Genomic DNA, 21508 nt, shown 5'->3' with positions numbered 1-21508 from the left:
ATGTGCGCTCCCAAAGCTCCGGCTCCGCCCGATCCCAAGGAAACCTCCGCCGCGTCGACCGCAACGAATGTCGGCACCGCGATTGCCAATGCCAATCTGGGCAACGTCAACCAGGTGACGCCCGACGGGAGCCTGACCTATGACCAGTCTGGTACCTACAAATGGAATGACCCGTATACGGGCAAGTCCTATGACATCCCGACCTACACAGCCACGCAAAGCCTGTCGGATGCCGGCAAGGCGATCAAGGACCAGACCGACGCGGCGCAACTGAACCTCGGCAAGCTGGCCAATTCGCAATCGGCGTTCCTGAACGACTTCCTAGCCAAACCGGTCGATCTGTCTAACGACGCAACCGAAGCCCGGTTGATGGATCTCGGCATGAAGCGCCTTCAGCCGGCGCTGGATGCTCGTCGGCAGTCCAACGAAGCCGACTTGATCAACCGTGGCATCCGTCCCGGTTCGGACAACTACGCCCAGGCGCAAAACATCCAGGACCAGGGCGAAAACGACGCCTACAACTCCCTGCTGCTGTCCGGTCGCGGGCAGGCCGTGCAAGAGGCCTTGGCGCAGAATTCGGCGCCGATCAATAATCTGACGGCGCTGCTCTCGGGCTCACAGGTTAGTCAGCCGAATTTCGTCAATGCCAACATGCCGACCATCCCGACCACCGACACGGCCGGGCTGATCAACACGAACTACAATCAGAAGCTCCAGGCATGGCAGCAGGACGCGGCCAGCAGCAACGATCTGCTCGGCGGTCTCTTCGGTCTCGGCGCGAACCTGATCAAGTTTTCGGACCGTAGGCTGAAAAAGAACATCAGGGCGATCGGCACCTATCCCAATGGCCTGACGAAATACGTCTTCGAATACCTGTGGGGGGATGGCGAACAGGTCGGCGTCATGGCTGACGAGGTTCGCGCCTATCGCCCCTATGCGGTGACGAAGGTCGACGGCTTCGACGCCGTTGATTACGGGAGGGCCTTCGCATGACGGTGCAGCCGGGTTTCATCTTCGGCGGGGACACTGGCGTACAGACGCCGGAAGAACTCGCGCGCCTTCGCGCCATCGCTGACGCTCTTCGCGGCCCTGTGGCGCCGAAGACGGTCGGGCAGGGCCTTTCTGCGGTCGGCGAGGCTCTTGGCTACCGCTTGGCCAACGGCAGGGCCAACAAAGCGGAAGCAGATTGGCGCAAAGGCGGTGACAGCGTGTTTTCGGCGCTGTTTGGCTCCACTGGCGCTGGCGGGGCTCCCACGGCCGACAGCGGCAACGTTGCAACGCCCAGCCAAGGCGGCGCGGCTGGCCCGGCTCCGGACCTGTCGGGCAACGACATCTATTCCGGTTTCATGGACACGGTGAAAAGCAAGGTCACCAATCCCAATGGCCTCGCAGCCGTCGCATCGACTGCGAACGCTGAAAGCCGGTTCAATCCGAAGAACGCCTTCGGATCGTGGTCGGACCCGAGTGAAAGCGGTCGGGCTGGCACGGCTGGCGGCATCCTGTCTTGGCGCGGCCCGCGTTTCGAGGCGATGCGACAATTCGCGGCCAAGAACGGCGGCGATCCCAGCAATCCTTCGCCGCAGCTCCAGGCACAGTTCTTCCTGCAGGAAGACCCGACGCTGATCGATCGGCTGAACGCGGCGAAGTCGCCGACCGAAGCCCAGCAAATCATGAACAACGCCTGGAAATTCGCGGGCTATGATCGACCAGGCGGCGAGGCCGCGCGGCGTATCGCACAGGCAAACTCGTTTGTATCGCGGTTCAGCGGTTCCACCTCGGACCCGGTGAAAGTCGCGAGCCTTGACCCCGCCGCAGGGATGGCACCCGCAGCCGGCAGTGCCGTCGCCAACGCGCTCGTTGCTCCTGCCGCCTCTGGACCGCAGCAGACGCCCGCGCAAGCCCTGTCTGGGGTTCCCGTGCCTGCGCCTGCCTCTCGCGTCGTGCAGTCTCCGCGTGCCGCTGACGGTGGCGGCGCGCCGATGCTTGGCGCCAACCCGACTCCCGGTGCTATCCGCAAGGGACCGGATGGCAAGACCTATCAGTATGTCGAGACGACCGGCATGGCTGGCGCAACAGGCGACCACGGATGGATTCCGGTCAACACTGGCGCGGCTCCGGCGGCGCAGAGTGGCGGCGTTCAGGTCGCGGGCGGCGGCCCGACCGTTCAGCAGCTCATGCAAGCGGCGACAGATCCCCGGTTGAGCCCTGAACAGCGTGGCGTCGTCAGCCTGCTCCTGAAAAAGAAAATGGACCAGGCCGACCCGGCCACGCAAATGGAGATGGAAAAGAACCGCCTCGAAATGGAGAAGACCCGCATCGAGACGGAGCGGCTGCGCAACCCGCAGATGACGCCGGCCGAAAAGGCGCGGCTCGACTTCGACGAACGGAAGCTTCAGGCAGATCAAAACAAGCTGATCGAAGTCGGCGGCTCGCTTGTCGACCCTAACACGCATCAGGCCGTCTATACGGGGCAGCAGACCGATTGGGAGAAGCTGGACGACAACACGCTCTACAACAAGCGCACCGGAGAATCGAAGTCCATCGCCCAACAGGATGGCGGCAAAGCGCCTTTGTTCAAAGGCACGTCGGTTGACGCCCAGGCACTCAACTGGCTCGTTCAGAATGGCAAGTTGACCGAAGAGCAGGCCGCCCAGGTCGGCGCCGGAAAAACGATCACCGGCCCGAATGGGGAAATGATGTTCCTGACGCCCTCTGGTATCGTCGCGCAGATGCCCGGACAGGCGCCGCAACCGATCACGCCGCCCGCCGCTGCTTCGCCTGGTCCTGCTGCTCCCGGACCAGCGCCAGCCACACCGCCGCCTGTGCAGACGCCGCCCGCTGCCGTCCCTGAACCGACAAGCCCGCGCGCAGCGAATCCGCCTCCAAGCCCGAACACGGGCATTGTGCCGCTGACTGGTCCGAAGTCGAAGCCGCTGAATGAGCAGCAGCAGCGGGACGCCAAGCTGTATTCAGTGGTCGGTCCCGAACTGAAGATTGTCGAGGATAATTTCTCTGCCCTATCCAATCTGTCGGATCAGGCGCTTTCGGCCGTTCCGCACGGTTCCGACTATGGAGCCGATTATCTGAAATCGCCCGAATATCAGCGGGCGTCGAACTCGCTGCGCACCATCATTGCCTCCTACCTCTACAGCGTGTCAGGCGCGACTGCGGCGCCGGCCGAAGTAGAAAATCAAGCAGCGATCCTGACGCCGAAGCCGGGCGAGGCGAAGGCCTCTGTTGATGACAAGCTGGCGCGCGTCCGGCAGATGGTCGACGCCATCAAGAACGGCGGGGACAATGCACCTCCCGCTTCTGCCGGGACGGGTGCCGGCACGACGAGCAACGGGCTGAAATGGAGCCTTGAACCGTAATGGCAACGCTCAACATCCAAGGCCAGAAGGTCAAAGTCGACGACGCCTTTCTATCGATGACGCCCGAGCAGCAAAACGCGGCTGTTGAAGAGATTGCCAAGTCGCTGCCGGCGGCTTCGACGCTGAGCGGCGACGCCGTCGATGCAGAGGCGCGGGCAAAGGCCGGCATAGCTAAAGCACAGGCGATCATGGCCAGCGGTGGCCCCAAGGCAAAAGGTGGCCACGATGCTCCCGCTTTCGTGCCCAATCCCGACATGGGCGCTGGCGGAACCTTCCTCACTTCGACGGGGGAAGGCGTCCCGATCGCTGGGCCGTACATCGACAAGGGCCTGACCGCAGCGTCTGCTGGCATCGGCTCACTGTTGACCGGAGAGCCTTACTCCAAAGTCAATGCCGAAATGACCCGCATGAACGAGGTGAGCCGCGACGCTCATCCCGTCGCGCGCACCCTCGGCAACGTGACGGGAGCGGTTGCCGGTACGCTGCCGGCTATGATGGCGGCACCGGAGGCCTTCGGCATTGGTGCTGCCAGCATGCCCATTAAAATGCTCGCGAGCGGTATTACTGGTGGCGGCATCAGCGCGGCAGATAGCGCTGTTCGCTCCGGTGGTGACCCGTGGGAAACGACCAAAGGCGGTTTGATGGGCTTGGGAGCCGGGATCGCGGGGCCAGTCGTTGGCCCGATCATCGGCAAGGGTGTGAAGGCGGTCGCCGACAATCTGCACGTTGGCGCTATCGCTCGGGCCCTTGGCCTCGACAAGCGGGCCGTGTCTGTCCTGGCGGACGCCGCGCGACAAGATGCGATTGACCCGGCTGCTTTGGCAAAGCTCGGCAATGACGGCATGGTAATGGATCTTGGCCCCAACATGCGCCACACGGCCGGAGCGATTGCGGCCACGCCGGGCGAAGGAAAGCAGATTGTGCGCAGCGCGATCGAGGCTCGCGAAACGAGCGCAAACCAGCGCATTCGAAGCGCACTTGATCAAGAGCTAGGCTCGGCGCCGGTCCCGTCTCGGATCAATGCCGGCATAGAGGCCAACCAGCGGGCGCTTTCACCGGAATACCAGATGGCGCTGCGAGACGCCGCCCCGGTCGATACCCTTCCGATTGCGCGCTATCTCGACCAGGAAGTACAGACATTGCGTGGCGAGCCACAGCGTGCCGTGCAGCGCGTGCGTGGCATGCTTGACCATGCGCCGACGCCACAAGAGATTGCCCAGGCGCGCGCCAACGGCCAGCCGCCCCCCGGAACGTCACTCGTAACTGACGCTGGGGAGTTGCTGAACACCCGGCAAGCCATCGACGATATGCTGGAAACGACACAGGGGACGAACGCCATCAATGCGCTGACCACGGCGCGTCAGGCTGTCGACGACGAGCTTCGCGCGTCGGTCCCCGGTATCAAGGAAGTTGACGCGAAATATTCCGAGCTGGCACGCCAGCGTGACGCGGTGCAGCGGGGGCAGACGGTCCTGTCCAGCGGTCGCGAATCGCCACGCCCTGCCGAACTCGCCCAGGAGTTTCAGCAAGGCGCGCTGCCACAGGGCATGCAGATTGGCCCGTCTGCTGTGCCTGTCAGGCTTCGGGAAGGCGCGCGCGCTGAGATTGAGCGTATCGTTGGCACCAAGGCAAACGACCGCGTTGCGCTTCAGCAGATAATCAAAGGCGAAGGCGACTGGAACCGCGACCGACTGGCGACGCTATGGGGCAAGGATAGGGCCGATAGAATTATTGATCTGCTAGACCGAGAAAAACTCTTTGCCGACACGTCGAGCATTGTCACGCGAAACTCTGAAAGCGCAGCGCGCATTGCCGCCCAGGATGCCGTCACGGGCGGATCGGGCAGGGGCTTCGGCGTACCGGAAGCGTTCATGGCCGGCGGCGTTCGCGGCGCGGCCCGAGCTTCTGGCTACAAGGCGGCGGAGAAGGTACTTGCCGCGCTCCGGTCGGGAGGGAACGAGAAAGCTGTATCGGAAATGGCACGGGCGCTGACAACTGGACAGCAGAGCCCGGTGTTGGCGGCTCTCATGAAGGCCGGTCGCGGATCTCCGTTGCAACAGTCACAGGTCGATCGTGTCGCCCGGGCGCTTCTGCTGTCCTCTGCCGAAGGTCGCTGAACGGTCCATCCATATGCCAATGGCGAACATCAGCATGACGACCAGGGCGCCAGACAGCGCTCCATAGGCAAATTGCGGCGTCATCTGATCCAGGATCCAGCCTAGCCCCTGTTGGATGCCCGCAAGTATGGCAACGAAGAGCGCGGCGGCAATGAGTTGAAGTGCGGCGTTCCTGGACATGGGGCGGCAAGATATGCCGAAATCCACCTGATTGAAAGACCAGCGGCGGGTTTTGAATTTTCAATTCGTCTAAGGCGTTCCGGGACGATATTTAGCGCTGGCTAATTGAATTGCGGTTTTGCGGGTCCGTTCATGCGTTTGAAGTCCGTCCGGCTTTGAATCCGACCTTGGTGATTTCGAGGCGCCCTCGGACCGGTAAGCCGACTGTCTCCCTTGCAACTCGCCGCCGGCACGCGGAACCAAATCAGGGGTCCGCAGCTTCTAAGCTTCAACGAAACATGCTGAAGGCGCATCTAATGTTCAGTGACAAAGAAACACGAGTTTTGGAAGCAGGGCTGTTCGCCGCAGTGCCGCTCTCAATCCTGATCGCGGTGGTGATGGTTAGCCTCACGTTTGGCTGGTTTGGATGAGCACACGCGGCATCAACTTCCTAGATCAATGGCTAATCAACAATGTCCCGGAGACGACGACGGCGGACGTCATCTCAGTCGACGAACTCACACACAAGGTGATCGCCGACGCCAAGGCGCTCGGCATCAAGCGGGAAGAAATCGATGAGGAAGTCGACAGCCTCTATCGAACGATTCTCGATGCCATCGTCCACTATGACCCAGGCCTGCCGGAATAAGCGCATTTCACTTGCCGGCGCTATCGGGATCGGGAATACACTCTTCCGTTGCGGCGATCCCATCATCGGAGATTGCCATGCCCCACAAGACCCTCGCCGATACCGTGGCCGCCCGTGAGACCATCTACTTGAACTGCGGGCATCCGGCGTGCTGCAGGTCGACAAAGCTCGATATCCAAGCGCTTATCAATCGGCTCGGCGCGGACCACGGTTCCATGCATTGGGATCTGGTCCGGCTGTTCGCAACGCTGCAGGACGTGACCGCCAACCTGTGTTCTTCACGGTTGTTCCTGATTACGAAGCCCTCCAGGCGAAGCGCAATCGCGACTGGAAGCCGACCTTCGAGTGAGGGGCGTAGGTTACCCCTCACGAAGTTCCTGGGAAGCCGCGCGCAAGCTGGAAACTGACCAGTCAGAGGAAGCCTTTGACCGCGTGTTGAAAAGGTGGTGAAGGCGGTTCCACCGAAGGACGAAACCCCAAAGAAAAAGCCCGCCTAGGCGGGCTTCGTCTTAATGTCCGAACAGCGAATGGTGCTTGTCCTTGGGTCGCCCGCGTAGCGCAAAATAAAGCGCAGCGCCGAAAACCAGTGCCGCGAGAGGCACGAAAACTAGGAATTCATTCATAGCCGTCCTCCTTTTTCATCAAGCTAAGCGTCAAGTGCCCCATGATATGTAGGGCGAAACCGGCTGACGCCCAACTTAATGACCACAATTGTATGGTCTGCTGGTTAATGGCAGGTACTATCACAGCCGCCGCTATCATGCCAACCGCTAGCGTGTTCATCGCGCTAGTTGCATATTTGACGCTCTCATTGAAGCGCTTCGCGTCACGGGAGTTCCCGATTTCCGGAACTACGATCTGGTGGAGCGCCCCATAAACCAGAAGAAACTCAACGATCAGAAATAGCACACCCCAAACAATTTTATAAGATTCGATACCAAACATCCTCGCCCTCCCTTGGAGGGATCGAACATATATGGAACCGGGATCCCCCGCCATTCCCCTACGGCTGGGTAGCGCTTTCCACGCTGCTCGTCGGAGCATCCCCGGTATACAGGGCGATAACCGAGACCAGGACACCAAACCCGGCGGCAATGGCGATGATAATGGCCACCATGATCGCTGTCTTCATCCGCTCGGATTCCATGACCGCATTCTAAAGCGGTCGGGATTGCCGTTCAAGGCACTGCTAAATTAGCGGATCAAGATTCACCTGCATGCCAGGATTCGTGCTTTCATCCGATTTTAAGAGGAATGCACAATGCAGCGCATACGCAAGTCAGGGCCAAAAGGGGTTACTCGCCCGTTCAATCCGATACCAGACATCACAGGCGAAATGAAGACCGACGAAAAAATTGCCGAAGCCCTAGAGCATATCGCGATAGCGCTGTCCGCAATGGACCATAATTTAGAATTGATCGTAGGGAAGCTTGACGGCCTTCTGAGGATTCAGTCGACGCGAAAATAGCCGTTGCTTCTGAGGAGCCGCTCATATCGCTAAGCAGCGAGGGATGGGTGTGACCCACTCTTGCCGCTCGACCTACAAAACCGGCACGCAACCCGGCCTACACCCTTGTAAAAGCCCGCCACCGTGAAGCAGCGGGCTTTTGATGGGAATTCAAACGCGTCGCATGGGCTGCGCTTGGCATCATCGACCGCGCGGCGGTCCTGCCTGATTTCAATTGCCTCTATCACCTGGCTTGTGGCCAGCATCGCGGGGGTCACCAGCCATGCTGAAGCTGGTCGTCGTTGCGACCGCGGTAGTGCACAGGACGACGATAGCCAGCACCCTAAATATTGCGCTTCTCATGTTAGTTCTCCCGTATGTTCGCTGAAGCCGGGATCATCCAAGCTTCGGTTAACAACCCTGGAAACATATCAACATTTCTCACGGGAGGGACTACGCCAATTGGGTATCCTATTGTATCCGTTCGACGGACTCTGGCCCTAGGTGTGTTAGGCTCACTTCTCGCAGGTGCCCGTCAGGATGGGCGGCCAGCCTTCGCCCTCCGCTTAGCCTTAGGCTGCGGCACCGCCTCAAAGGCCGCAGCCTTGCGGCCGAGCCCGCTAGCCTTGGCGAGCGCCGACCGAGTTGCGGCGTAGTTCGGAGCTACCATCGGGTAGTCACGGGGCAATCCCCATTTGGCGCGGTAGGCGTCAGGCGTCATTCCTAACAAGCCGAGATGGCGCTTCATTGACTTGAATTTGCGCCCATCTTCCAGGCTGACGATGTAGTCGGGAAACACCGACTTCTTCGGGTTGACCGCAGGTGTTTGCGGCTCTAGGGCCGGCGCGATCGGCCCGCCAACGCTCGTCAGCGACAAGTGAACCGATGCGATCAGGTCCGATAGGCCCGCAACTGGCAATGGGTTATTGCTTACATAGGCAGAAACAATATCCGCTGTAAGCTCGATAAGCTCTGGGCCGGCGGTTGTTTGGACGGTCATATGCTGATTGATCCCTTTGTTGTTTGGACAGCTAATACTTGAGGCACCTCAGCGGCGCAATACGATGATGGGGCGTCACGCGCGCCCCTCTGTCTCGCTGTCGTCATCGAACTCATGCACTGGCAGATAGGCGTTCGTCTCCAACCACTCCCTCAATACGATCTGGACGAGGTCCGACCGACCTATCTTCATCTCGGCGGCAATGGAGTTCAGAGCTTCTTCGGTCGCCGGGTCCAGCGGCACGCCAGCCACATTTCGGAGCATGAGCGCCGCACGCCGCAAGATGATCTGCAGATCCGGCCGCGACATATCCGCAATCCTGTTGGCGGCGCTTTCGAGCTCGTCGGCGATGGATATTCGGGCCATAGCAAGATGCTTGCGGATTCTAGCTCCTCTCACAAGAGGCTTCCGTCCACACCAATCCCTGTTGACCCTGTGTTTATCGGTGACGGAATCGCTTCTTGATTGGAAAGTGCCTTCTTGACCACATCAGATCGTTCGCGGCGGGCGGCGGTCGAGAAAGAGGGACTGAGCAGCGATGTACCTAGCCGACATTTCGAAGCACGCCAACAGCGCCCAAAGTCGACGACGTCGACTTCGGAAGCGAGGTGTCACCGCCTCCGGCGCACTGATCTGGTCTGAAGAAGAAAACGGGAAATGCCGCGAGCTGTTCCCAGACTATCAGGCCCTATGCAGAGCGCTCCCTCATCGGACCATTTTAGCGATAAGGCATCATTGCAGCGAATTACAACTAGCCAAAAGATTGCCCATCTGGACAGCGCAGGAGCAATCCCGATTCCGGAAGATGTTCACCACCGCCAGCCGCAAAGAATTGCTTGAGGCATTTCCGAACCGTAGCTCGGCAAGTCTTATGCACAAGGGGCAGAAACTTAATTTGTCTCGACCCAGGGCTGCCTACATCACTACGGGTGATGACCTTCTTGATCGCCTGAGGGAAGAGTGTTTCAAACGGAAACTATCCATGCAGGACCTGGACCTCTTTGCAAACGGAGGAGGCTACTTCAAAAATAAGAGTTGGAAGGGAAAGCGGGCAAAGAGATATTTCAACTACGGAGCTATCGTGCGGGGCATCTATGCCCTGGGTGGAAAGCTCGCGATCGAGTGGGGCGAACAATGAGCGACTTCTTTCAGCGCGTTGAGCGACAATAGGGCACACGATCCGTTTTGGGCGAAATGGATGGCGATCGAAATCTAGCGCCCGAACCAGCACGGCGCGACGTTGTGGCCGGTGCAATGCTCGGTGAAGATGGCTTGTAGCCGCTTTGCCGACATGCGGGTGCGGGGTGTGGGTTCAGTCACTTTGTCAACTCGACGGCAAGCGCATAAGCGCCATCGTTGATCGATTTCAGCGGATTGGCGTTGCAGTAGTTGGTCATCCACAGGTCCAAGGCCTGCAAATCGCTTTGGGACAACCGAGTATCTTGACCGGTCCGAACCGCTTTCATCATGCTGTACGCCGAGAGATACCCGAGCACCCAACTCATATAGACGACGTGCATCCCATTGTTGGACGAGCTCACCCATTGCCCGCATGAGTCCATACCTCCACCAACGAGGCCGAAGGTTTGTGCCTCCGCAGCCAATGGCCCGGCGAGCAGCAAGCATTGCGCTAAAACCAAAACTCGCATGTCGTTATCCCTTCGACCGCAACCGAACCCCTGGGCTTCCGTGATTCAGAAACTCGATGCCAGCTTCCTCAAGAACGGTCATGACGGCGCGCACCTTGTCGAGACCGCTAGTCAAACCATGGGCGCCTTTCTTCTCCATAGCGCTTATCGTGTTGATGTTGATCCCGGCACGCTTCGCAAGCGTCCCTTGGTCCATATCAACCAAGGCGCGGGCGGCGCGAAGCTGATTTCCGGTTGTGAGCATTCTATGTCCCTCTATTATCTAACTAGTAATTGTTCATAGTTTGCTGTTGACGGCAAGCTAATTCCAATTCATGGTGAACAGGTAAATTTTACTAGTTAACAAGGAACCAACCACATGCCGAACACCTCTGTTCGGGCTGCCGCCGAAGGTATGCCCAATATCGACCGCCGCCGCCTGCTCAATCTGTCTGGTGCGGGGCTTGCTCTCGCTGCAACTGCTATGATTGCGAAGCCGGCGCCGGCCGCGACTATCAGCAAGGTTGCCGAGCTTGAAGCCGCCTTTCATACCGAATGGCAGAAACATCGGGAAATGTTGCCAGAACACAACGCGGCTGAGATAGCCTATTTTGCGGAACGCGAAAAGTTGGTGAGGCCGGTTATGCGGAAAACCTCGCCAGAAGAAATCGAGGCCATCCGCCGGTTGACGATTGGTGAATTGCGCGACTTCAAATCGTTCGGCAACGCTGCCGACGAATATGCCGAGGCCATACGCACCTATGCCAAGGCCGATGGACTGGCCCGGCGCCGCACGGGCTTCGCCAAGATGGATCGGGCTTTCGTGCGCCAGTTGGACCGCGCCTACGCCGCCGCAAATCGGCTCGTGCGATGCCCTGCCCAAAGCTTTGGCGACATCGCGGCCAAGGCGCGGGTTCATCGGGTGTGGGAGTTCGAAGGCGACGACATCAACTATATCATGGCCGACATTGCGCGCGTCGCTCGGAAAGGGGGTGTCGCATGAACGCCGCCCTGTCTGTCGCGCCGGATCGGGGCCTAATCACCGAGGCTGATATCGATCGCGGCTATGATGCATGCGCGATAGTCCGCGTTTGCGAACTGGCGATGGAGACAATCCCCGGGCTGGGCCAAGACGCGCTTGTCAACGAAGCCGTTGGCGACATCGTGAGGTTGTTGCGGATGGTGGGAAGGAAGACCGGGGAATCGCTTAATGTCTTGGAGTTGGCAAAAACGAGACAGGCAGACACCAAAGCCTGATCAATTGCCCTTCGGACACTTGAAGCCCGCTTCCCTCTCGGTGGCGGGCTTTTAATTTCGGAAGCGGAATGATCGCCCACGATTTCCTCACACCGGGGCCGGCGTAAGACCGGCGGGATATGCATCGTACCCGTCGGTCTTGAACTCGAATCCCGTCAGCGTCTCGAAACCTTCCGCAGCGTCTTCAACGTGTTCGAAACCACGGCCCAGTTCTTTCCACATATCGCGCCCGAGTTGCCGCAGATCTGGATTGTTCGCAGCCCGGACAGAGTGCAGCCAAACGAAAAAGCCAACGGCAAGCTCAGGTCGGTTCTTGGTCTGCAATTCCTTGATAAGCTGCCCGATTTTCAGCGCCAGCAGGGGTTCCTGCATTTCGCAGAGAGCGGGCTCCAGCAGGTTCCACCCTCTCGTTTGTGCGACCATATTTCTGTGATTGGTAGCGCAGGCGACAATCATGCCAACCTCGTGGCCGTCTAAGGCTCGAAGCCGTCCGACAAACTCCTCCAACTCACGCTTCTGAACGTTCGTCGACCAGCCAAGAACTTTGTTGCCAAGCCAGCCCATTGATCACCCCACGCGCTTTCACAAGCGCGTGCACAGTAGGCGCCGGTAGGGGCAGGAAAGCAATGGAGAAGCCCGCTGCCTCACGGTGGCGGCTTTTCATGTTGCGGCCATGTCGCGTGGACGTGCCGCTAGTCGCCGGGAAACGTTGGGAATCAACGGAAGTGGTTTGCAACAGCATGCGACATGCAAGCGGCGGGAATATGGACTTAAGTTATTGATTTTATTGGTGCCCCCGGACGGAATCGAACCGCCGACCTTCGGTTTACAAAACCGCTGCTCTACCAGCTGAGCTACAAGGGCACGGCGCTCCGGTTAGCATATTTGTTGCGCCAGTAAAGACAAAACTCCGTTTTCGGTTACCTGCCGTGGTGAATGACGCCGCTGCGGACGCATCCTGAAAATCGCGCAATCGCTTCCTACATATGCAGAAGGTGCAATCGCTTCGAACCGGGGTGTCGCATGATCAGATTTGTCATCATTCTCCCAGTCGTCGTCATCGCCTGGATGCTGCTGGTGAAGCTCATCAACGATGTGAAGAAGGCCAATGTCGACTGGACCGGCGTGACCACGATCATCGGCTTCATCGCGCTCGCCTTCTGGCTTCGCCATATCACCGGCATGGGGTGAGAGAGAGGGAATAGGGAATAGGGAATGGTCAGTAGTGACTGGGCACTCTGGTGTTCCTGCCTTTCGCTACTTGCTTGTGCGCCAGGCCGTGCCACAAAAGATCTCCTCCACCTTTCGAACCTTTTCCCATGCCGCGCCGACTGATCTCCAGAGGCGAATGGGTCGCCTCGATCAAGGATCCAGGAGATCATCATGTTCAAGCGCACTCTGACATTGGGCCTCGTCGCCATTTTCGTCGCCACCGGTGCACTCGCCGGCACCGTCCAGTCGTCCTCGGCTCACGGCTTCCATCACCACCATCATCATCATCACCATTTCAAGAGGCATTGGTGGTGGCACCACAACCATCATCACCACGGCCATGGCAAGGTGATCATTTTCCTTTGATGGAGGGACCCATTCTCCCAAGAAGGGCGGCTTCGGCCGCCCTTCTTTCTGTGCGGTCTTCGCAATCGCCGGAGACGAAGCTGGACATGCCAAGCGGGCGGGCGTGCCAAAAAATCAAAAAAGATTCGAACCTTTTTCTTGCCCGCAACGACAGATGATCAAGAGGCGGATGGATCGCCTCGGTCAACGAAGCAAGGAGATCATCATGTTCAAGCGCACACTCGTTTCCGGCCTCATCGCCACCACCGTCGCCGCCACCACGTTGGTCGGCACCGTCCAGCCCTCGGCAGCTCATTCGCATCACCACGACCTTGGCATTGGCATCGCCGCCGGCGTCGGCGGGTTTGTCCTGGGCAGCCTGCTCGCCCAGCAGCAGCCGCGTACCGTCTATGTCGACGAAGACGGCGGCTCATGGCATGTCCGCCGCTGCTTCGATCGATATTCGAGCTACGATCCGGACTCCGACACCTACATCGGTTACGACGGCTATCGCCACTACTGCCGGCTTTGAGCGAAGGGGCACCAACACAGGAAACAGGGGCTGTACGCAGCCCCTTTTCTCTCGTTTGAAGGCGCCTGAAGACCGCGCTCAAAGATCAGCCTTCGGCTTGGAGTCCTGGATCGCCAATCCGGCCGCACGGCAGGCGTCACCAATGAGACTCGTATTCGGCGACTCATCACCTATCGCGACGAGCTCGAAGGTACTTCCCGCATCTGGATAGATCCTGGCGGCGAAAGGTTCGTCGGTTCCATGGCCGCCGGAAGATTTCTTGACGATGACATGGCCGCAGACCACGATCTCCCGGCCGCCGCCGAGGGTCCGTTCGCCGGCAAGCATCGTTCCGAACTTGGCGGAGGCAGGGTCCTGCAGCCGCTGACGAATGCCGGTCGTGATGATCTCCTCCAAGGCGAGCGAGATCGGGATGGGTTTCACGCGCTGGTCGCCGGGATCGGGTTTGGGCGCTGTCGTTACGCATCCGCAAAGTAAAGCGGCGAGCAGAAGCTGAGCCGTATTCCTCATCCGTGCCCTTTCGCATGCATTCGAACGCCACGGCAAGACGGTGAAATCCCATGTAGCGGCGCTATACAGCGATTTTCGGAGCGTCTAGTCTATTCCGATGGCCAACACGGAGGGTGGCTTGGACAATCAGGACCCGAAGGAAGACCTGATCGAGCCGGTTTTCCGCAATGGCACGGTAACCACCGTCGGCATCCTGCTGGCGTTCTCGCTGGGCTTCGTCACGCATTGGGCGGCCAACCCGATACCATGGCAGACCTACCATCTTGTCGCCGTCCTGCCGATCCTGGTCGGCATCGCCCTGCAGATGCGGGCGCTGTCGCTGCTGCTCAACGTGGATTCGCTGCGCCGGCAGATCTACGAGCGTGCCAACCGCATCTTCATGGCCGGCATCATCCTGACCGCCTGCGGAGTAGGGCTGGCGATCCTGCTGGATTTCTTCGATATTGCGACCAAGAGCGCGCTGCCCGGGGCAGCTTGATCAGCCGGCTTGCACGCCGCCGATCATCCTTGTCACTTCGGCGGCGGCGCTGCGCACCATGGGCCCGATCTCGGCCAGCCGCTCCGGCGTCACCCGCACGGTCGGCCCCGACACCGAGACGCCGCCGATCGGCTCGCCGAATTCATTGAAGATGGCGGCGGCCACGCAGCGCATGCCTGGGTGCCGCTCTTCATCATCCACAGACCAGCCGCGCAGCTTGATCGTCGCCAAATCGTGGGCAAGGGCGGAAATGTCGGAAAGCGTCTTGTCGGTGAAGCGCTGCAGCCCGGCCTTGCGCAGGATGGTTCCGACACGTTCCGGCTCGAGATGCGCCAGCACTGCCTTGCCAATGCCGGACGCATGGAAAGGGCTGCGCGTGCCCGGCCGGAAGAAGGCGCGGATCGCCTGGTGCGTCTCGACCTGGCTGACAAACACCACGCAATCATCCTCGGCGACGCCGAGATTGGCGGTCTCGCCGGTCCTCTCCATCAGTTCCTGCATGACGATGCGGGCGCGGTCGACCAGCTTGCGGCGGCGCAGGAACGCCGCGCCCATGCGGTAGGTCTCGACGCCGATCGACCACAGCTGGTCGCTTGTATCGAATTCAACCATGCCGTGGTTTTGCAGCGTCGTCAGCATGCGGTAGGCGGTGGAGGCGGCGAGGCCGCTCTGCGCGGCAATCTCGCTCAAGGAAAGGCCGCTGCCCTCGGCGACAATGGCCAGGATGCGCAGGGCCCGATCGAGCGACTGCACTGAATTGGCCTCGGAAGGCCCGTTGAAGGCGCGTGGACGGCCGCGCTGGCGTTTCTCGGTCGTTTCCATGCCGTCATTCTGGCTGATCTCGCCAAACACGCAATGAAAAAGTTTTCCACTCGAAGAGAGGTCGAATTCTTGGAAAACAGAAAACACAATGAAATCAGATATTAACTGTCGTTTTCTAGAAATGAAAAAATATTCTGAAAAAATTGAAAAATAGCCGGCTTGCTGACATCATCGGCCATCCAACAATGACAAACCCTGTGGAGGGCCGGAAAATGGCCAGGATGCGCGCTGTCGATGCCGCGGTTCTCGTTCTCGAAAAGGAAGGTATTTCCTGCGCGTTCGGCGTGCCGGGCGCGGCGATCAATCCGCTCTACTCGGCGCTGAAGGCGAGGGGCACGATCCGCCATGTCCTTGCCCGTCATGTCGAGGGCGCCTCGCACATGGCCGAAGGCTACACCCGCGCCAAATCAGGCAATATCGGGCTCTGCATCGGCACCTCGGGCCCGGCCGGCACCGACATGATCACCGGGCTTTACTCGGCCGCGGCGGATTCGATTCCGATCCTGTGCATCACCGGCCAGGCGCCACGCGCGCGGCTGAACAAGGAGGATTTCCAGGCCGTCGACATCGCCGCCATCGCTTCGCCCGTCGCCAAATGGGCGGTCACCGTCATGGAACCCTATCTGGTGCCGATGGCGCTGCAGAAGGCGTTCCATCTGATGCGCTCGTCGCGGCCGGGGCCGGTCCTGATCGACCTGCCGGTCGATGTCCAACTGGCCGAAATCGAGTTCGACATCGACGCCTATGAGCCGCTGACGCCGTTCAAGCCGGCGATGACGCGCGCGCAGGCCGAAAAGGCTCTGGCGATGCTCAACGCGGCCGAAAAGCCGCTGATCGTCGCCGGGGGCGGCATCATCAATGCCGATGCGTCGGATCTGCTCATCGAATTCGCCGAAATCTCAGGCGTGCCGGTCATTCCGACCTTGATGGGCTGGGGCGCGATCCCCGACGATCACAGGCTGATGGCCGGCATGTGCGGGCTGCAGACGTCGCATCGCTATGGCAATGCGACGATGCTGGAAGCCGATTTCGTCTTCGGCATCGGCAACCGCTGGGCCAATCGCCACACCGGCTCTGTCGACGTCTACACCAAGGGCAAGAAGTTCATCCATGTCGACATCGAGCCCACGCAGATCGGCCGTGTCTTCGCGCCGGACCTCGGCGTCGTTTCGGATGCGGGTGCGGCGCTGAAGATGCTGCTCGACGTCGCCACCGAGTGGAAGACGGCCGGCAAGCTGCGCGACTGGTCCGGCTGGGCGAAGGAATGCCAGGGTCGCAAGAAGACCATGAAGCGCAAGACACATTTCGACCAGGTGCCGCTGAAGCCGCAGCGTGTCTACGAGGAGATGAACAAGGCGTTTGGCCGCGATGTCACCTATGTCACCACCATTGGCCTGTCGCAGATCGCCGGCGCGCAGTTCCTGCATGTCTACAAGCCGCGTAATTGGATCAATTGCGGCCAGGCCGGCCCGCTTGGCTGGACCTTGCCGGCGGCGCTTGGCGTTCGCGCCGCCGATCCCGACCGCACCATCGTGGCGCTGTCGGGCGATTATGATTTCCAGTTCATGATCGAGGAACTGGCGGTCGGTGCGCAGCACAAGCTGCCCTATCTCCATGTCGTCGTGAACAATGCCTATCTCGGCCTGATCCGCCAGGCGCAGCGCGGCTTCTCGATGGATTTCGAGGTCAGCCTCGCCTTCGAGAACATCAACCGCGCCGGCGATCCCGAAGCCGGATATGGCGTCGACCACGTTGCGGTGGCCGAAGCCATGGGCTGCAAGGCGGTCAGGGTGCGCAAGCCCGAGGAATTCGCCGCCGCCTTCAAGGAGGCGCAGCGGCTGATGAAAGAGCACCAGGTTCCGGTCGTGCTCGAATTCATCCTCGAACGCGTCACCAACATCTCCATGGGCACCGAGATCGACAAGGTCACCGAATTCGAGGAACTTGCCGAAAGCCACGAAGATGCGCCGACGTCGATCGTCATGCTCGACTGATTCATTTTGTGAGGAAATTGCACTATGCCACGGTTTTCAGCCAATCTTTCCATGCTCTTTGGCGAGCATGACTTCCTCGACCGTTTCGATGCCGCCGCCCGCGCCGGCTTCAAGGGCGTCGAATATATCGGCCCGTATGATCACGCGCCCGATGTCGTCGCCGCGCGGTTGAAGAAGAACGGCCTGACGCAGGTGCTGTTCAATCTGCCCGCCGGCGACTGGGGCAAGGGCGAGCGCGGCATCGCCGTGCTGCCGGATCGCGTGCCGGAATTCCGCCAGGGCATCGCCAAGGCGATCACCTACGCGCAGGCGCTCGGCTGCCAGCAGGTCAACTGCCTGGCCGGCATCGCGCCGGCGGGTGTCGACCGCAAGGTGCTTGAGGATGTCTTTGCCGAAAACCTCGCCTTCGCGGCGGGGAAGCTGGAGCAGGCCGGCATCAGGCTGCTGATCGAGCCGATCAACACCCGCGATATTCCGGGCTTCTTCCTCAACTATTCGGATCAGGCCTTGGCGCTCATCGACCGTGTCGGGTCAAAGAACCTGTTCCTGCAATACGACATCTATCACATGCAGATCATGGAGGGGGATCTCGCCCGTACCATCGAGGCAAACCTCGGCCGCATCGCGCATATCCAGCTTGCGGACAATCCCGGCCGTCACGAGCCGGGGACGGGCGAGATCAACTATCCCTTCCTCTACGATCACATAGACCGCATCGGTTACTCCGGCTGGGTCGGAGCGGAGTACAAGCCGAAGGCGGGCACCGAGGCCGGGCTGGGTTGGTTCCGGGATCTGGCCGGGCAGGGCAGCGCGGCGGCGTAGCTGGCGCGAATTGCCAAGCGCTGGCGCTGCCCCTCACCCTTACCCTCTCCCCGTGAAGAACGGGGAGAGGGTGGCGCCAGCGATGCGGCCATCTCCCTTCTCCCCTCACTATACGGGGAGAAGGTGCCGGCAGGCGGATGAGGGGCAGCGCCAACGTCGAAGAACATTCGAACAAAGATTTTCGGGAGAACCACAATGGAAACCATCGGCTTCATCGGCCTCGGCATCATGGGCGCGCCGATGGCGGGGCATTTGCTGGACGCGGGCTATAAGGTCATCGCCAGCGATCACCGCTCCAAGCCGCCGGCTGATCTCGTTGCCAAGGGCCTGAAGTCGGTCGCCGGCCATGCCGCCGTGGCGAAGGCGGCTGATATCATCATCACCATGGTGCCCGACACACCGCAGGTGGCCGATGTGCTGTTCGGCGAGAACGGCGTCGCGTCCGGCCTGTCCAAGGGCAAACTGGTCATCGACATGAGTTCGATCTCGCCGATCGAGACCAAGGTTTTCGCTGGGAGAATCAATGAGCTGGGCTGCGACTATCTCGACGCGCCGGTCTCGGGCGGTGAAGTGGGCGCCAAGGCGGCATCGCTGACCATCATGGTTGGCGGCGAGGAAAGGGCGTTCGAGCGCGCCAAACCCATCTTCGAGAAGATGGGCAAGAACATCACCCTGGTCGGACCGAACGGTGTTGGCCAGACCACCAAGGTGGCCAACCAGATCATCGTTGCACTCACCATTGAAGCCGTCGCCGAAGCTCTTGTTTTTGCGTCGAAAGCCGGTGCCGACCCAGCCAAGGTCAGGCAGGCGCTGATGGGCGGGCTGGCGGCCTCGCGCATTCTCGAAGTGCATGGCGAGCGCATGGTCAAGCGCACCTTCGCGCCGGGCTTCCGCATCGAACTGCACCAGAAGGATCTCAACCTCGCGCTGGAGGGTGCGAAAGCGCTCGGCGTGTCGTTGCCGAACACCTCGACCACCCAGCAGCTGTTCAATTCCTGCGCCGCCAATGGCGGTGCGAAGGAGGATCACTCCGCGCTGGTTCGCGCGCTGGAGCGGATGGCCAATTTCGAGGTCGGCGGCGACGCAGCCGAAGTCAAAGGCAAAGCGGCATAGGTCAGGAGAAGGCGGCGCAACGTTCCCAAGCCGCCAACTCTTTCCCTGTCGGAGAACGGGTTCCTGCGTCGCCGGAACCCGTTTCTCGTCTGGAGATGCTTCTCGGCAAGCGGGTTGCCGCTTTAGCCGCGCTTCAGGAATGCTCGCGCTACATAGAGGCTGATCGCCGCGGCGTTCGATACGTTGAGTGAGTGGATGGCGCCCGGCATGTCGAGCCGCGCCAAGATCGTTACCGTCTCACGCGTCTTCTGGCGCAGGCCTTTGCCCTCGGCGCCCAGTACCAGGGCGATTTTTTCTCCGGCAAAGCTTTTTTCGAGTTCCGCAGGGCCATCCGAATCAAGCCCGATGGTGCGGAAGCCGGCCTCGTGCAATTGCCCGAGCGCATCGGCTAGGTTCTTCACCTCGATCTGGTCGATATGCTCCAGCGCACCAGAGGCGGATTTTGCCAGCACGCCCGATTCCTGTGGGCTGTGGCGCGCGGTGGTGATCAGCGCGCCGGCGCCGAAGGCGACCGCCGAACGCAGGATGGCGCCGACATTGTGCGGATCGGTGACCTGGTCGAGCACCAGAACCAGCTTTGCATCCCCAAGTGCATCAAGTCGCTTGGGCTTCAGCGGCTCTGCTTCGATCAGCACGCCCTGATGCACGGCGTCCGAGCCGGTGACCTTGTCGATATCCCTGGGCTCGACCAGTTCCGCCTTGAAGGGCAGGGCGGCGAGATCGGTTATCTCCAGGCGCTCGGCCGCATTGCGCGTCACCAGCATCTTCCTGATCTTGCGGCGCGGATTGTCGAGTGCCGCCCGCACGGTGTGCAGGCCGTAGAGTCGCACCAGGCCGTCCGCGGCGTTTTCGCCCGGCGGCACGGGCTGGCGTGGCCGGAAGGCCGGTGCGCCGCCGCTTTTCTCGTCGCGATAAGCGCGGCGAAGCTTGGCGTAATGAGTGTCTTTTGGGGTGTTGGCGTTGTTGCTCATGACCGGCTTCTATAGCCGTCTCCTACGGCTAAGGATATGGCCCGTCGCCGCAGCCGGCGAACAAGGTTGAAAAACCCTGGCTGCGCGGTTGACACCCACTGGCCTTGCCGCCATAAGGCGCTTCGCTGGTTTCGGAGAAGATACAACTCGGGTCCGAATTGGCGCGAATGCCTCGTTGCATGGCTCCGGCGGCAGACTGGAGAGGTGCCCGAGTGGTTAAAGGGGACGGACTGTAAATCCGTTAGCTTAGCTTACGTTGGTTCGAATCCAACCCTCTCCACCACTGCCGGCCCGGAAGCCCTGAAACGCGAGGCGGGTATGGAAGCGGACGCTTGCCCCGGAAAGAAATCCTGAGGGGCGGATCGACGGCGCTACTAGTCACCGTCTCCAGTCCGTGGCACTCCTGTAGATCATCAGGTCCAGTCTCATTCGCTCATATCTTGAAGCGCTTCGTGCTTGACGATTTCGATGCTGCGCAGGCTGGTGAGGCGGATCACGCCCTTGTCCTTCAGCCGGGTCAGCACCCGCGACACGGTCTCGATGGTGAGGCCGAGATAGTCGCCGATGTCCATGCGCGACATCGGCAGCTCGATCGGCTGCAATCCGCCCTGCCGCTCGGCCATGTCGAGGAGGAAGGCGGCGACGCGTTCGATGGCATTCTGGCGACCGAGGACCAACAGGTGTTCCTGCGCCCTGGTCAGTCCTTTGAGCGCCAGCGGCAGCACCTGACGCGAGATGTCCGCACCCGTGGCGAAGCGAAAGACGCGGATGCCGGTGGCGTTGATTGCCTCGGCGAAGAAATGATGCGTGCTGTCGGCCTCGAAGCCGAATGTCTCTCCGGCCAGGTGAAAGGCGCTGATCTGGCGACGGCCATCGGCGAGCAGGCGGTAGATGCGGACGGCGCCGAACTCGACCTGGTAGAAGGGCCCGGCCTTCTCGCCCTGGGCATAGATTTCCGCGCCGGCGGGAAAGAAGCTCAGCGGCTGCAGCAGCGCGGGCTCGAAAGCCTCTGGCAGGGTCGGCTGGGGGGACCGTGACGGCAGGGGAATTCTGGAGGTCGTGTAGGTGTGCATGGCTGTTT

General features: G+C 60.6%; 26 protein-coding genes, 2 tRNA genes and 1 pseudogene. 17 read left to right on the top strand and 12 right to left on the bottom strand.

The features are described from left to right. The 5 genes and pseudogenes from AC56QQ_RS19715 (at position 1) to AC56QQ_RS19695 (ending at position 6296) form a co-directional block, all read left to right on the top strand. A complete protein-coding gene (locus AC56QQ_RS19715) occupies positions 1 to 993 on the top strand; it encodes a tail fiber domain-containing protein (RefSeq protein WP_489861174.1) in 993 nt (330 codons plus the stop codon). Beyond that, positions 990 to 1700 (top strand): annotated as a pseudogene (locus tag AC56QQ_RS19710) (phage tail tip lysozyme); the annotation flags it as partial. The gene AC56QQ_RS19715 and the pseudogene AC56QQ_RS19710, both read left to right, overlap by 4 nt. 279 nt (positions 1701 to 1979) lie before the next feature. After that, on the top strand, positions 1980 to 3371 hold the full coding sequence (locus AC56QQ_RS19705; protein WP_489863714.1) for a hypothetical protein: 1392 nt from the start codon (positions 1980 to 1982) through the stop codon (positions 3369 to 3371). Further along, positions 3371 to 5488: a hypothetical protein gene (locus tag AC56QQ_RS19700; RefSeq protein WP_497123069.1), complete on the top strand. Its 2118-nt coding sequence runs from the start codon at positions 3371 to 3373 to the stop codon at positions 5486 to 5488. The genes AC56QQ_RS19705 and AC56QQ_RS19700 overlap by 1 nt, the downstream gene beginning before the upstream one ends. 586 nt (positions 5489 to 6074) lie before the next feature. Continuing rightward, entirely contained in the window at positions 6075 to 6296 is a 222-nt protein-coding gene (locus AC56QQ_RS19695; RefSeq protein ID WP_489861177.1) for a DUF768 domain-containing protein, read from the top strand. A 615-nt stretch (positions 6297 to 6911) separates the two neighbouring features. Here the strand turns inward: AC56QQ_RS19695 and AC56QQ_RS19690 are convergent. Together AC56QQ_RS19690 and AC56QQ_RS19685 are read right to left on the bottom strand one after the other, a co-directional pair. Next, complete coding sequence (locus tag AC56QQ_RS19690; protein WP_489861178.1) at positions 6912 to 7241, bottom strand: hypothetical protein; 330 nt, start codon at positions 7239 to 7241, stop codon at positions 6912 to 6914. A gap of 58 nt (positions 7242 to 7299) precedes the next feature. Continuing rightward, entirely contained in the window at positions 7300 to 7428 is a 129-nt protein-coding gene (locus AC56QQ_RS19685; RefSeq protein WP_489861179.1) for a hypothetical protein, read from the bottom strand. A 129-nt stretch (positions 7429 to 7557) separates the two neighbouring features. On the opposite strand from AC56QQ_RS19685, the gene AC56QQ_RS19680 reads away from it, so the two are divergent. Continuing rightward, positions 7558 to 7764: a hypothetical protein gene (locus tag AC56QQ_RS19680; protein WP_489861180.1), complete on the top strand. Its 207-nt coding sequence runs from the start codon at positions 7558 to 7560 to the stop codon at positions 7762 to 7764. A 514-nt stretch (positions 7765 to 8278) separates the two neighbouring features. On the opposite strand, the gene AC56QQ_RS19675 is transcribed toward AC56QQ_RS19680, so the two are convergent. Together AC56QQ_RS19675 and AC56QQ_RS19670 are read right to left on the bottom strand one after the other, a co-directional pair. Beyond that, a complete protein-coding gene (locus AC56QQ_RS19675; RefSeq protein WP_489861181.1) occupies positions 8279 to 8743 on the bottom strand; it encodes a Ros/MucR family transcriptional regulator in 465 nt (154 codons plus the stop codon). A gap of 75 nt (positions 8744 to 8818) precedes the next feature. Further along, positions 8819 to 9052 carry a hypothetical protein gene (locus AC56QQ_RS19670; RefSeq protein WP_489861182.1) on the bottom strand — a complete coding sequence of 78 codons (234 nt, stop codon included), beginning with the start codon at positions 9050 to 9052 and terminating at the stop codon, positions 8819 to 8821. A 496-nt stretch (positions 9053 to 9548) separates the two neighbouring features. Here AC56QQ_RS19670 and AC56QQ_RS19665 point away from each other — a divergent pair, with 496 nt between their 5' ends. After that, positions 9549 to 9881: a hypothetical protein gene (locus AC56QQ_RS19665; protein WP_489861183.1), complete on the top strand. Its 333-nt coding sequence runs from the start codon at positions 9549 to 9551 to the stop codon at positions 9879 to 9881. A 178-nt stretch (positions 9882 to 10059) separates the two neighbouring features. Here the strand turns inward: AC56QQ_RS19665 and AC56QQ_RS19660 are convergent, their stop codons facing one another. After that, positions 10060 to 10392: a hypothetical protein gene (locus AC56QQ_RS19660; RefSeq protein WP_489861184.1), complete on the bottom strand. Its 333-nt coding sequence runs from the start codon at positions 10390 to 10392 to the stop codon at positions 10060 to 10062. A 4-nt stretch (positions 10393 to 10396) separates the two neighbouring features. Then, positions 10397 to 10636: a hypothetical protein gene (locus AC56QQ_RS19655; RefSeq protein ID WP_489861185.1), complete on the bottom strand. Its 240-nt coding sequence runs from the start codon at positions 10634 to 10636 to the stop codon at positions 10397 to 10399. A gap of 114 nt (positions 10637 to 10750) precedes the next feature. Between AC56QQ_RS19655 and AC56QQ_RS19650 the strand changes: the two genes are divergently transcribed. After that, positions 10751 to 11374, top strand: coding sequence for a hypothetical protein (locus AC56QQ_RS19650; RefSeq protein WP_489861186.1), 624 nt, complete (start codon positions 10751 to 10753; stop codon positions 11372 to 11374). Then, positions 11371 to 11628, top strand: coding sequence for a hypothetical protein (locus tag AC56QQ_RS19645; RefSeq protein WP_489861187.1), 258 nt, complete (start codon positions 11371 to 11373; stop codon positions 11626 to 11628). The genes AC56QQ_RS19650 and AC56QQ_RS19645 overlap by 4 nt, the downstream gene beginning before the upstream one ends. A gap of 87 nt (positions 11629 to 11715) precedes the next feature. Here AC56QQ_RS19645 and AC56QQ_RS19640 read toward each other — a convergent pair whose 3' ends face one another. Together AC56QQ_RS19640 and AC56QQ_RS19635 are read right to left on the bottom strand one after the other, a co-directional pair. Continuing rightward, on the bottom strand, positions 11716 to 12192 hold the full coding sequence (locus AC56QQ_RS19640) for a hypothetical protein (protein ID WP_489861188.1): 477 nt from the start codon (positions 12190 to 12192) through the stop codon (positions 11716 to 11718). A gap of 224 nt (positions 12193 to 12416) precedes the next feature. Continuing rightward, positions 12417 to 12492, bottom strand: a tRNA-Thr gene (locus AC56QQ_RS19635). A gap of 159 nt (positions 12493 to 12651) precedes the next feature. On the opposite strand from AC56QQ_RS19635, the gene AC56QQ_RS19630 reads away from it, so the two are divergent. The 3 genes from AC56QQ_RS19630 to AC56QQ_RS19620 all read left to right on the top strand — a co-directional run bounded on the left by AC56QQ_RS19630 (position 12652) and on the right by AC56QQ_RS19620 (position 13717). After that, positions 12652 to 12819, top strand: a complete 168-nt coding sequence (locus tag AC56QQ_RS19630; RefSeq protein WP_497123067.1) for a hypothetical protein — start codon at positions 12652 to 12654, stop codon at positions 12817 to 12819. Positions 12820 to 13011: 192 nt separating this feature from the next. After that, positions 13012 to 13206 (top strand): hypothetical protein, encoded by a 195-nt coding sequence (locus AC56QQ_RS19625; RefSeq protein ID WP_497123066.1) that lies wholly within the window; start codon positions 13012 to 13014, stop codon positions 13204 to 13206. Between the two features lie 205 nt (positions 13207 to 13411). Further along, on the top strand, positions 13412 to 13717 hold the full coding sequence (locus tag AC56QQ_RS19620; RefSeq protein WP_256751009.1) for a BA14K family protein: 306 nt from the start codon (positions 13412 to 13414) through the stop codon (positions 13715 to 13717). Positions 13718 to 13795: 78 nt separating this feature from the next. On the opposite strand, the gene AC56QQ_RS19615 is transcribed toward AC56QQ_RS19620, so the two are convergent. Continuing rightward, a complete protein-coding gene (locus AC56QQ_RS19615) occupies positions 13796 to 14263 on the bottom strand; it encodes a hypothetical protein (RefSeq protein WP_497123065.1) in 468 nt (155 codons plus the stop codon). Between the two features lie 82 nt (positions 14264 to 14345). On the opposite strand from AC56QQ_RS19615, the gene AC56QQ_RS19610 reads away from it, so the two are divergent. After that, positions 14346 to 14705, top strand: coding sequence for a hypothetical protein (locus AC56QQ_RS19610; protein WP_489861193.1), 360 nt, complete (start codon positions 14346 to 14348; stop codon positions 14703 to 14705). Here AC56QQ_RS19610 and bhcR read toward each other — a convergent pair whose 3' ends face one another. Further along, complete coding sequence (gene bhcR, locus AC56QQ_RS19605) at positions 14706 to 15527, bottom strand: HTH-type transcriptional regulator BhcR (RefSeq protein ID WP_489861194.1); 822 nt, start codon at positions 15525 to 15527, stop codon at positions 14706 to 14708. A 212-nt stretch (positions 15528 to 15739) separates the two neighbouring features. Here bhcR and gcl point away from each other — a divergent pair, with 212 nt between their 5' ends. The 3 genes from gcl to AC56QQ_RS19590 all read left to right on the top strand — a co-directional run bounded on the left by gcl (position 15740) and on the right by AC56QQ_RS19590 (position 19456). After that, complete coding sequence (gene gcl / locus AC56QQ_RS19600) at positions 15740 to 17521, top strand: glyoxylate carboligase (RefSeq protein ID WP_497123064.1); 1782 nt, start codon at positions 15740 to 15742, stop codon at positions 17519 to 17521. A gap of 24 nt (positions 17522 to 17545) precedes the next feature. Continuing rightward, positions 17546 to 18343: a hydroxypyruvate isomerase gene (gene hyi / locus AC56QQ_RS19595; protein ID WP_497123063.1), complete on the top strand. Its 798-nt coding sequence runs from the start codon at positions 17546 to 17548 to the stop codon at positions 18341 to 18343. A 195-nt stretch (positions 18344 to 18538) separates the two neighbouring features. Then, the gene (locus AC56QQ_RS19590; protein ID WP_497123062.1) at positions 18539 to 19456 is read left to right on the top strand and encodes a 2-hydroxy-3-oxopropionate reductase; all 918 of its coding nucleotides are present in this window, start codon (positions 18539 to 18541) and stop codon (positions 19454 to 19456) included. Positions 19457 to 19578: 122 nt separating this feature from the next. Here AC56QQ_RS19590 and AC56QQ_RS19585 read toward each other — a convergent pair whose 3' ends face one another. Continuing rightward, positions 19579 to 20427, bottom strand: coding sequence for a TrmH family RNA methyltransferase (locus AC56QQ_RS19585; protein ID WP_497123061.1), 849 nt, complete (start codon positions 20425 to 20427; stop codon positions 19579 to 19581). Between the two features lie 198 nt (positions 20428 to 20625). On the opposite strand from AC56QQ_RS19585, the gene AC56QQ_RS19580 reads away from it, so the two are divergent. Then, positions 20626 to 20710, top strand: a tRNA-Tyr gene (locus tag AC56QQ_RS19580). Positions 20711 to 20852: 142 nt separating this feature from the next. Here AC56QQ_RS19580 and AC56QQ_RS19575 read toward each other — a convergent pair. Beyond that, positions 20853 to 21500 (bottom strand): helix-turn-helix domain-containing protein, encoded by a 648-nt coding sequence (locus AC56QQ_RS19575; RefSeq protein WP_497123060.1) that lies wholly within the window; start codon positions 21498 to 21500, stop codon positions 20853 to 20855. Positions 21501 to 21508 lie beyond the last annotated feature (8 nt).

Source organism: Mesorhizobium sp. RCAM 05099 (assembly GCF_059683685.1).
This window is presented reverse-complemented; position numbering and strand designations above follow the sequence as displayed.

Bases quoted from the DNA above. Each gene is read 5' to 3' on its own strand.
- AC56QQ_RS19715 (WP_489861174.1), top strand. From the start codon at position 1: ATGTGCGCTCCCAAAGCTCCGGCTCCGCCCGATCCCAAGGAAACCTCC.
- AC56QQ_RS19705 (WP_489863714.1), top strand. From the start codon at position 1,980: ATGCTTGGCGCCAACCCGACTCCCGGTGCTATCCGCAAGGGACCGGAT.
- AC56QQ_RS19700 (WP_497123069.1), top strand. From the start codon at position 3,371: ATGGCAACGCTCAACATCCAAGGCCAGAAGGTCAAAGTCGACGACGCC.
- AC56QQ_RS19695 (WP_489861177.1), top strand. From the start codon at position 6,075: ATGAGCACACGCGGCATCAACTTCCTAGATCAATGGCTAATCAACAAT.
- AC56QQ_RS19690 (WP_489861178.1), bottom strand. From the start codon at position 7,241: ATGTTTGGTATCGAATCTTATAAAATTGTTTGGGGTGTGCTATTTCTG.
- AC56QQ_RS19685 (WP_489861179.1), bottom strand. From the start codon at position 7,428: ATGAAGACAGCGATCATGGTGGCCATTATCATCGCCATTGCCGCCGGG.
- AC56QQ_RS19680 (WP_489861180.1), top strand. From the start codon at position 7,558: ATGCAGCGCATACGCAAGTCAGGGCCAAAAGGGGTTACTCGCCCGTTC.
- AC56QQ_RS19675 (WP_489861181.1), bottom strand. From the start codon at position 8,743: ATGACCGTCCAAACAACCGCCGGCCCAGAGCTTATCGAGCTTACAGCG.
- AC56QQ_RS19670 (WP_489861182.1), bottom strand. From the start codon at position 9,052: ATGTCGCGGCCGGATCTGCAGATCATCTTGCGGCGTGCGGCGCTCATG.
- AC56QQ_RS19665 (WP_489861183.1), top strand. From the start codon at position 9,549: ATGTTCACCACCGCCAGCCGCAAAGAATTGCTTGAGGCATTTCCGAAC.
- AC56QQ_RS19660 (WP_489861184.1), bottom strand. From the start codon at position 10,392: ATGCGAGTTTTGGTTTTAGCGCAATGCTTGCTGCTCGCCGGGCCATTG.
- AC56QQ_RS19655 (WP_489861185.1), bottom strand. From the start codon at position 10,636: ATGCTCACAACCGGAAATCAGCTTCGCGCCGCCCGCGCCTTGGTTGAT.
- AC56QQ_RS19650 (WP_489861186.1), top strand. From the start codon at position 10,751: ATGCCGAACACCTCTGTTCGGGCTGCCGCCGAAGGTATGCCCAATATC.
- AC56QQ_RS19645 (WP_489861187.1), top strand. From the start codon at position 11,371: ATGAACGCCGCCCTGTCTGTCGCGCCGGATCGGGGCCTAATCACCGAG.
- AC56QQ_RS19640 (WP_489861188.1), bottom strand. From the start codon at position 12,192: ATGGGCTGGCTTGGCAACAAAGTTCTTGGCTGGTCGACGAACGTTCAG.
- AC56QQ_RS19630 (WP_497123067.1), top strand. From the start codon at position 12,652: ATGATCAGATTTGTCATCATTCTCCCAGTCGTCGTCATCGCCTGGATG.
- AC56QQ_RS19625 (WP_497123066.1), top strand. From the start codon at position 13,012: ATGTTCAAGCGCACTCTGACATTGGGCCTCGTCGCCATTTTCGTCGCC.
- AC56QQ_RS19620 (WP_256751009.1), top strand. From the start codon at position 13,412: ATGTTCAAGCGCACACTCGTTTCCGGCCTCATCGCCACCACCGTCGCC.
- bhcR (WP_489861194.1), bottom strand. From the start codon at position 15,527: ATGGAAACGACCGAGAAACGCCAGCGCGGCCGTCCACGCGCCTTCAAC.
- gcl (WP_497123064.1), top strand. From the start codon at position 15,740: ATGGCCAGGATGCGCGCTGTCGATGCCGCGGTTCTCGTTCTCGAAAAG.
- hyi (WP_497123063.1), top strand. From the start codon at position 17,546: ATGCCACGGTTTTCAGCCAATCTTTCCATGCTCTTTGGCGAGCATGAC.
- AC56QQ_RS19590 (WP_497123062.1), top strand. From the start codon at position 18,539: ATGGAAACCATCGGCTTCATCGGCCTCGGCATCATGGGCGCGCCGATG.
- AC56QQ_RS19585 (WP_497123061.1), bottom strand. From the start codon at position 20,427: ATGAGCAACAACGCCAACACCCCAAAAGACACTCATTACGCCAAGCTT.
- AC56QQ_RS19575 (WP_497123060.1), bottom strand. From the start codon at position 21,500: ATGCACACCTACACGACCTCCAGAATTCCCCTGCCGTCACGGTCCCCC.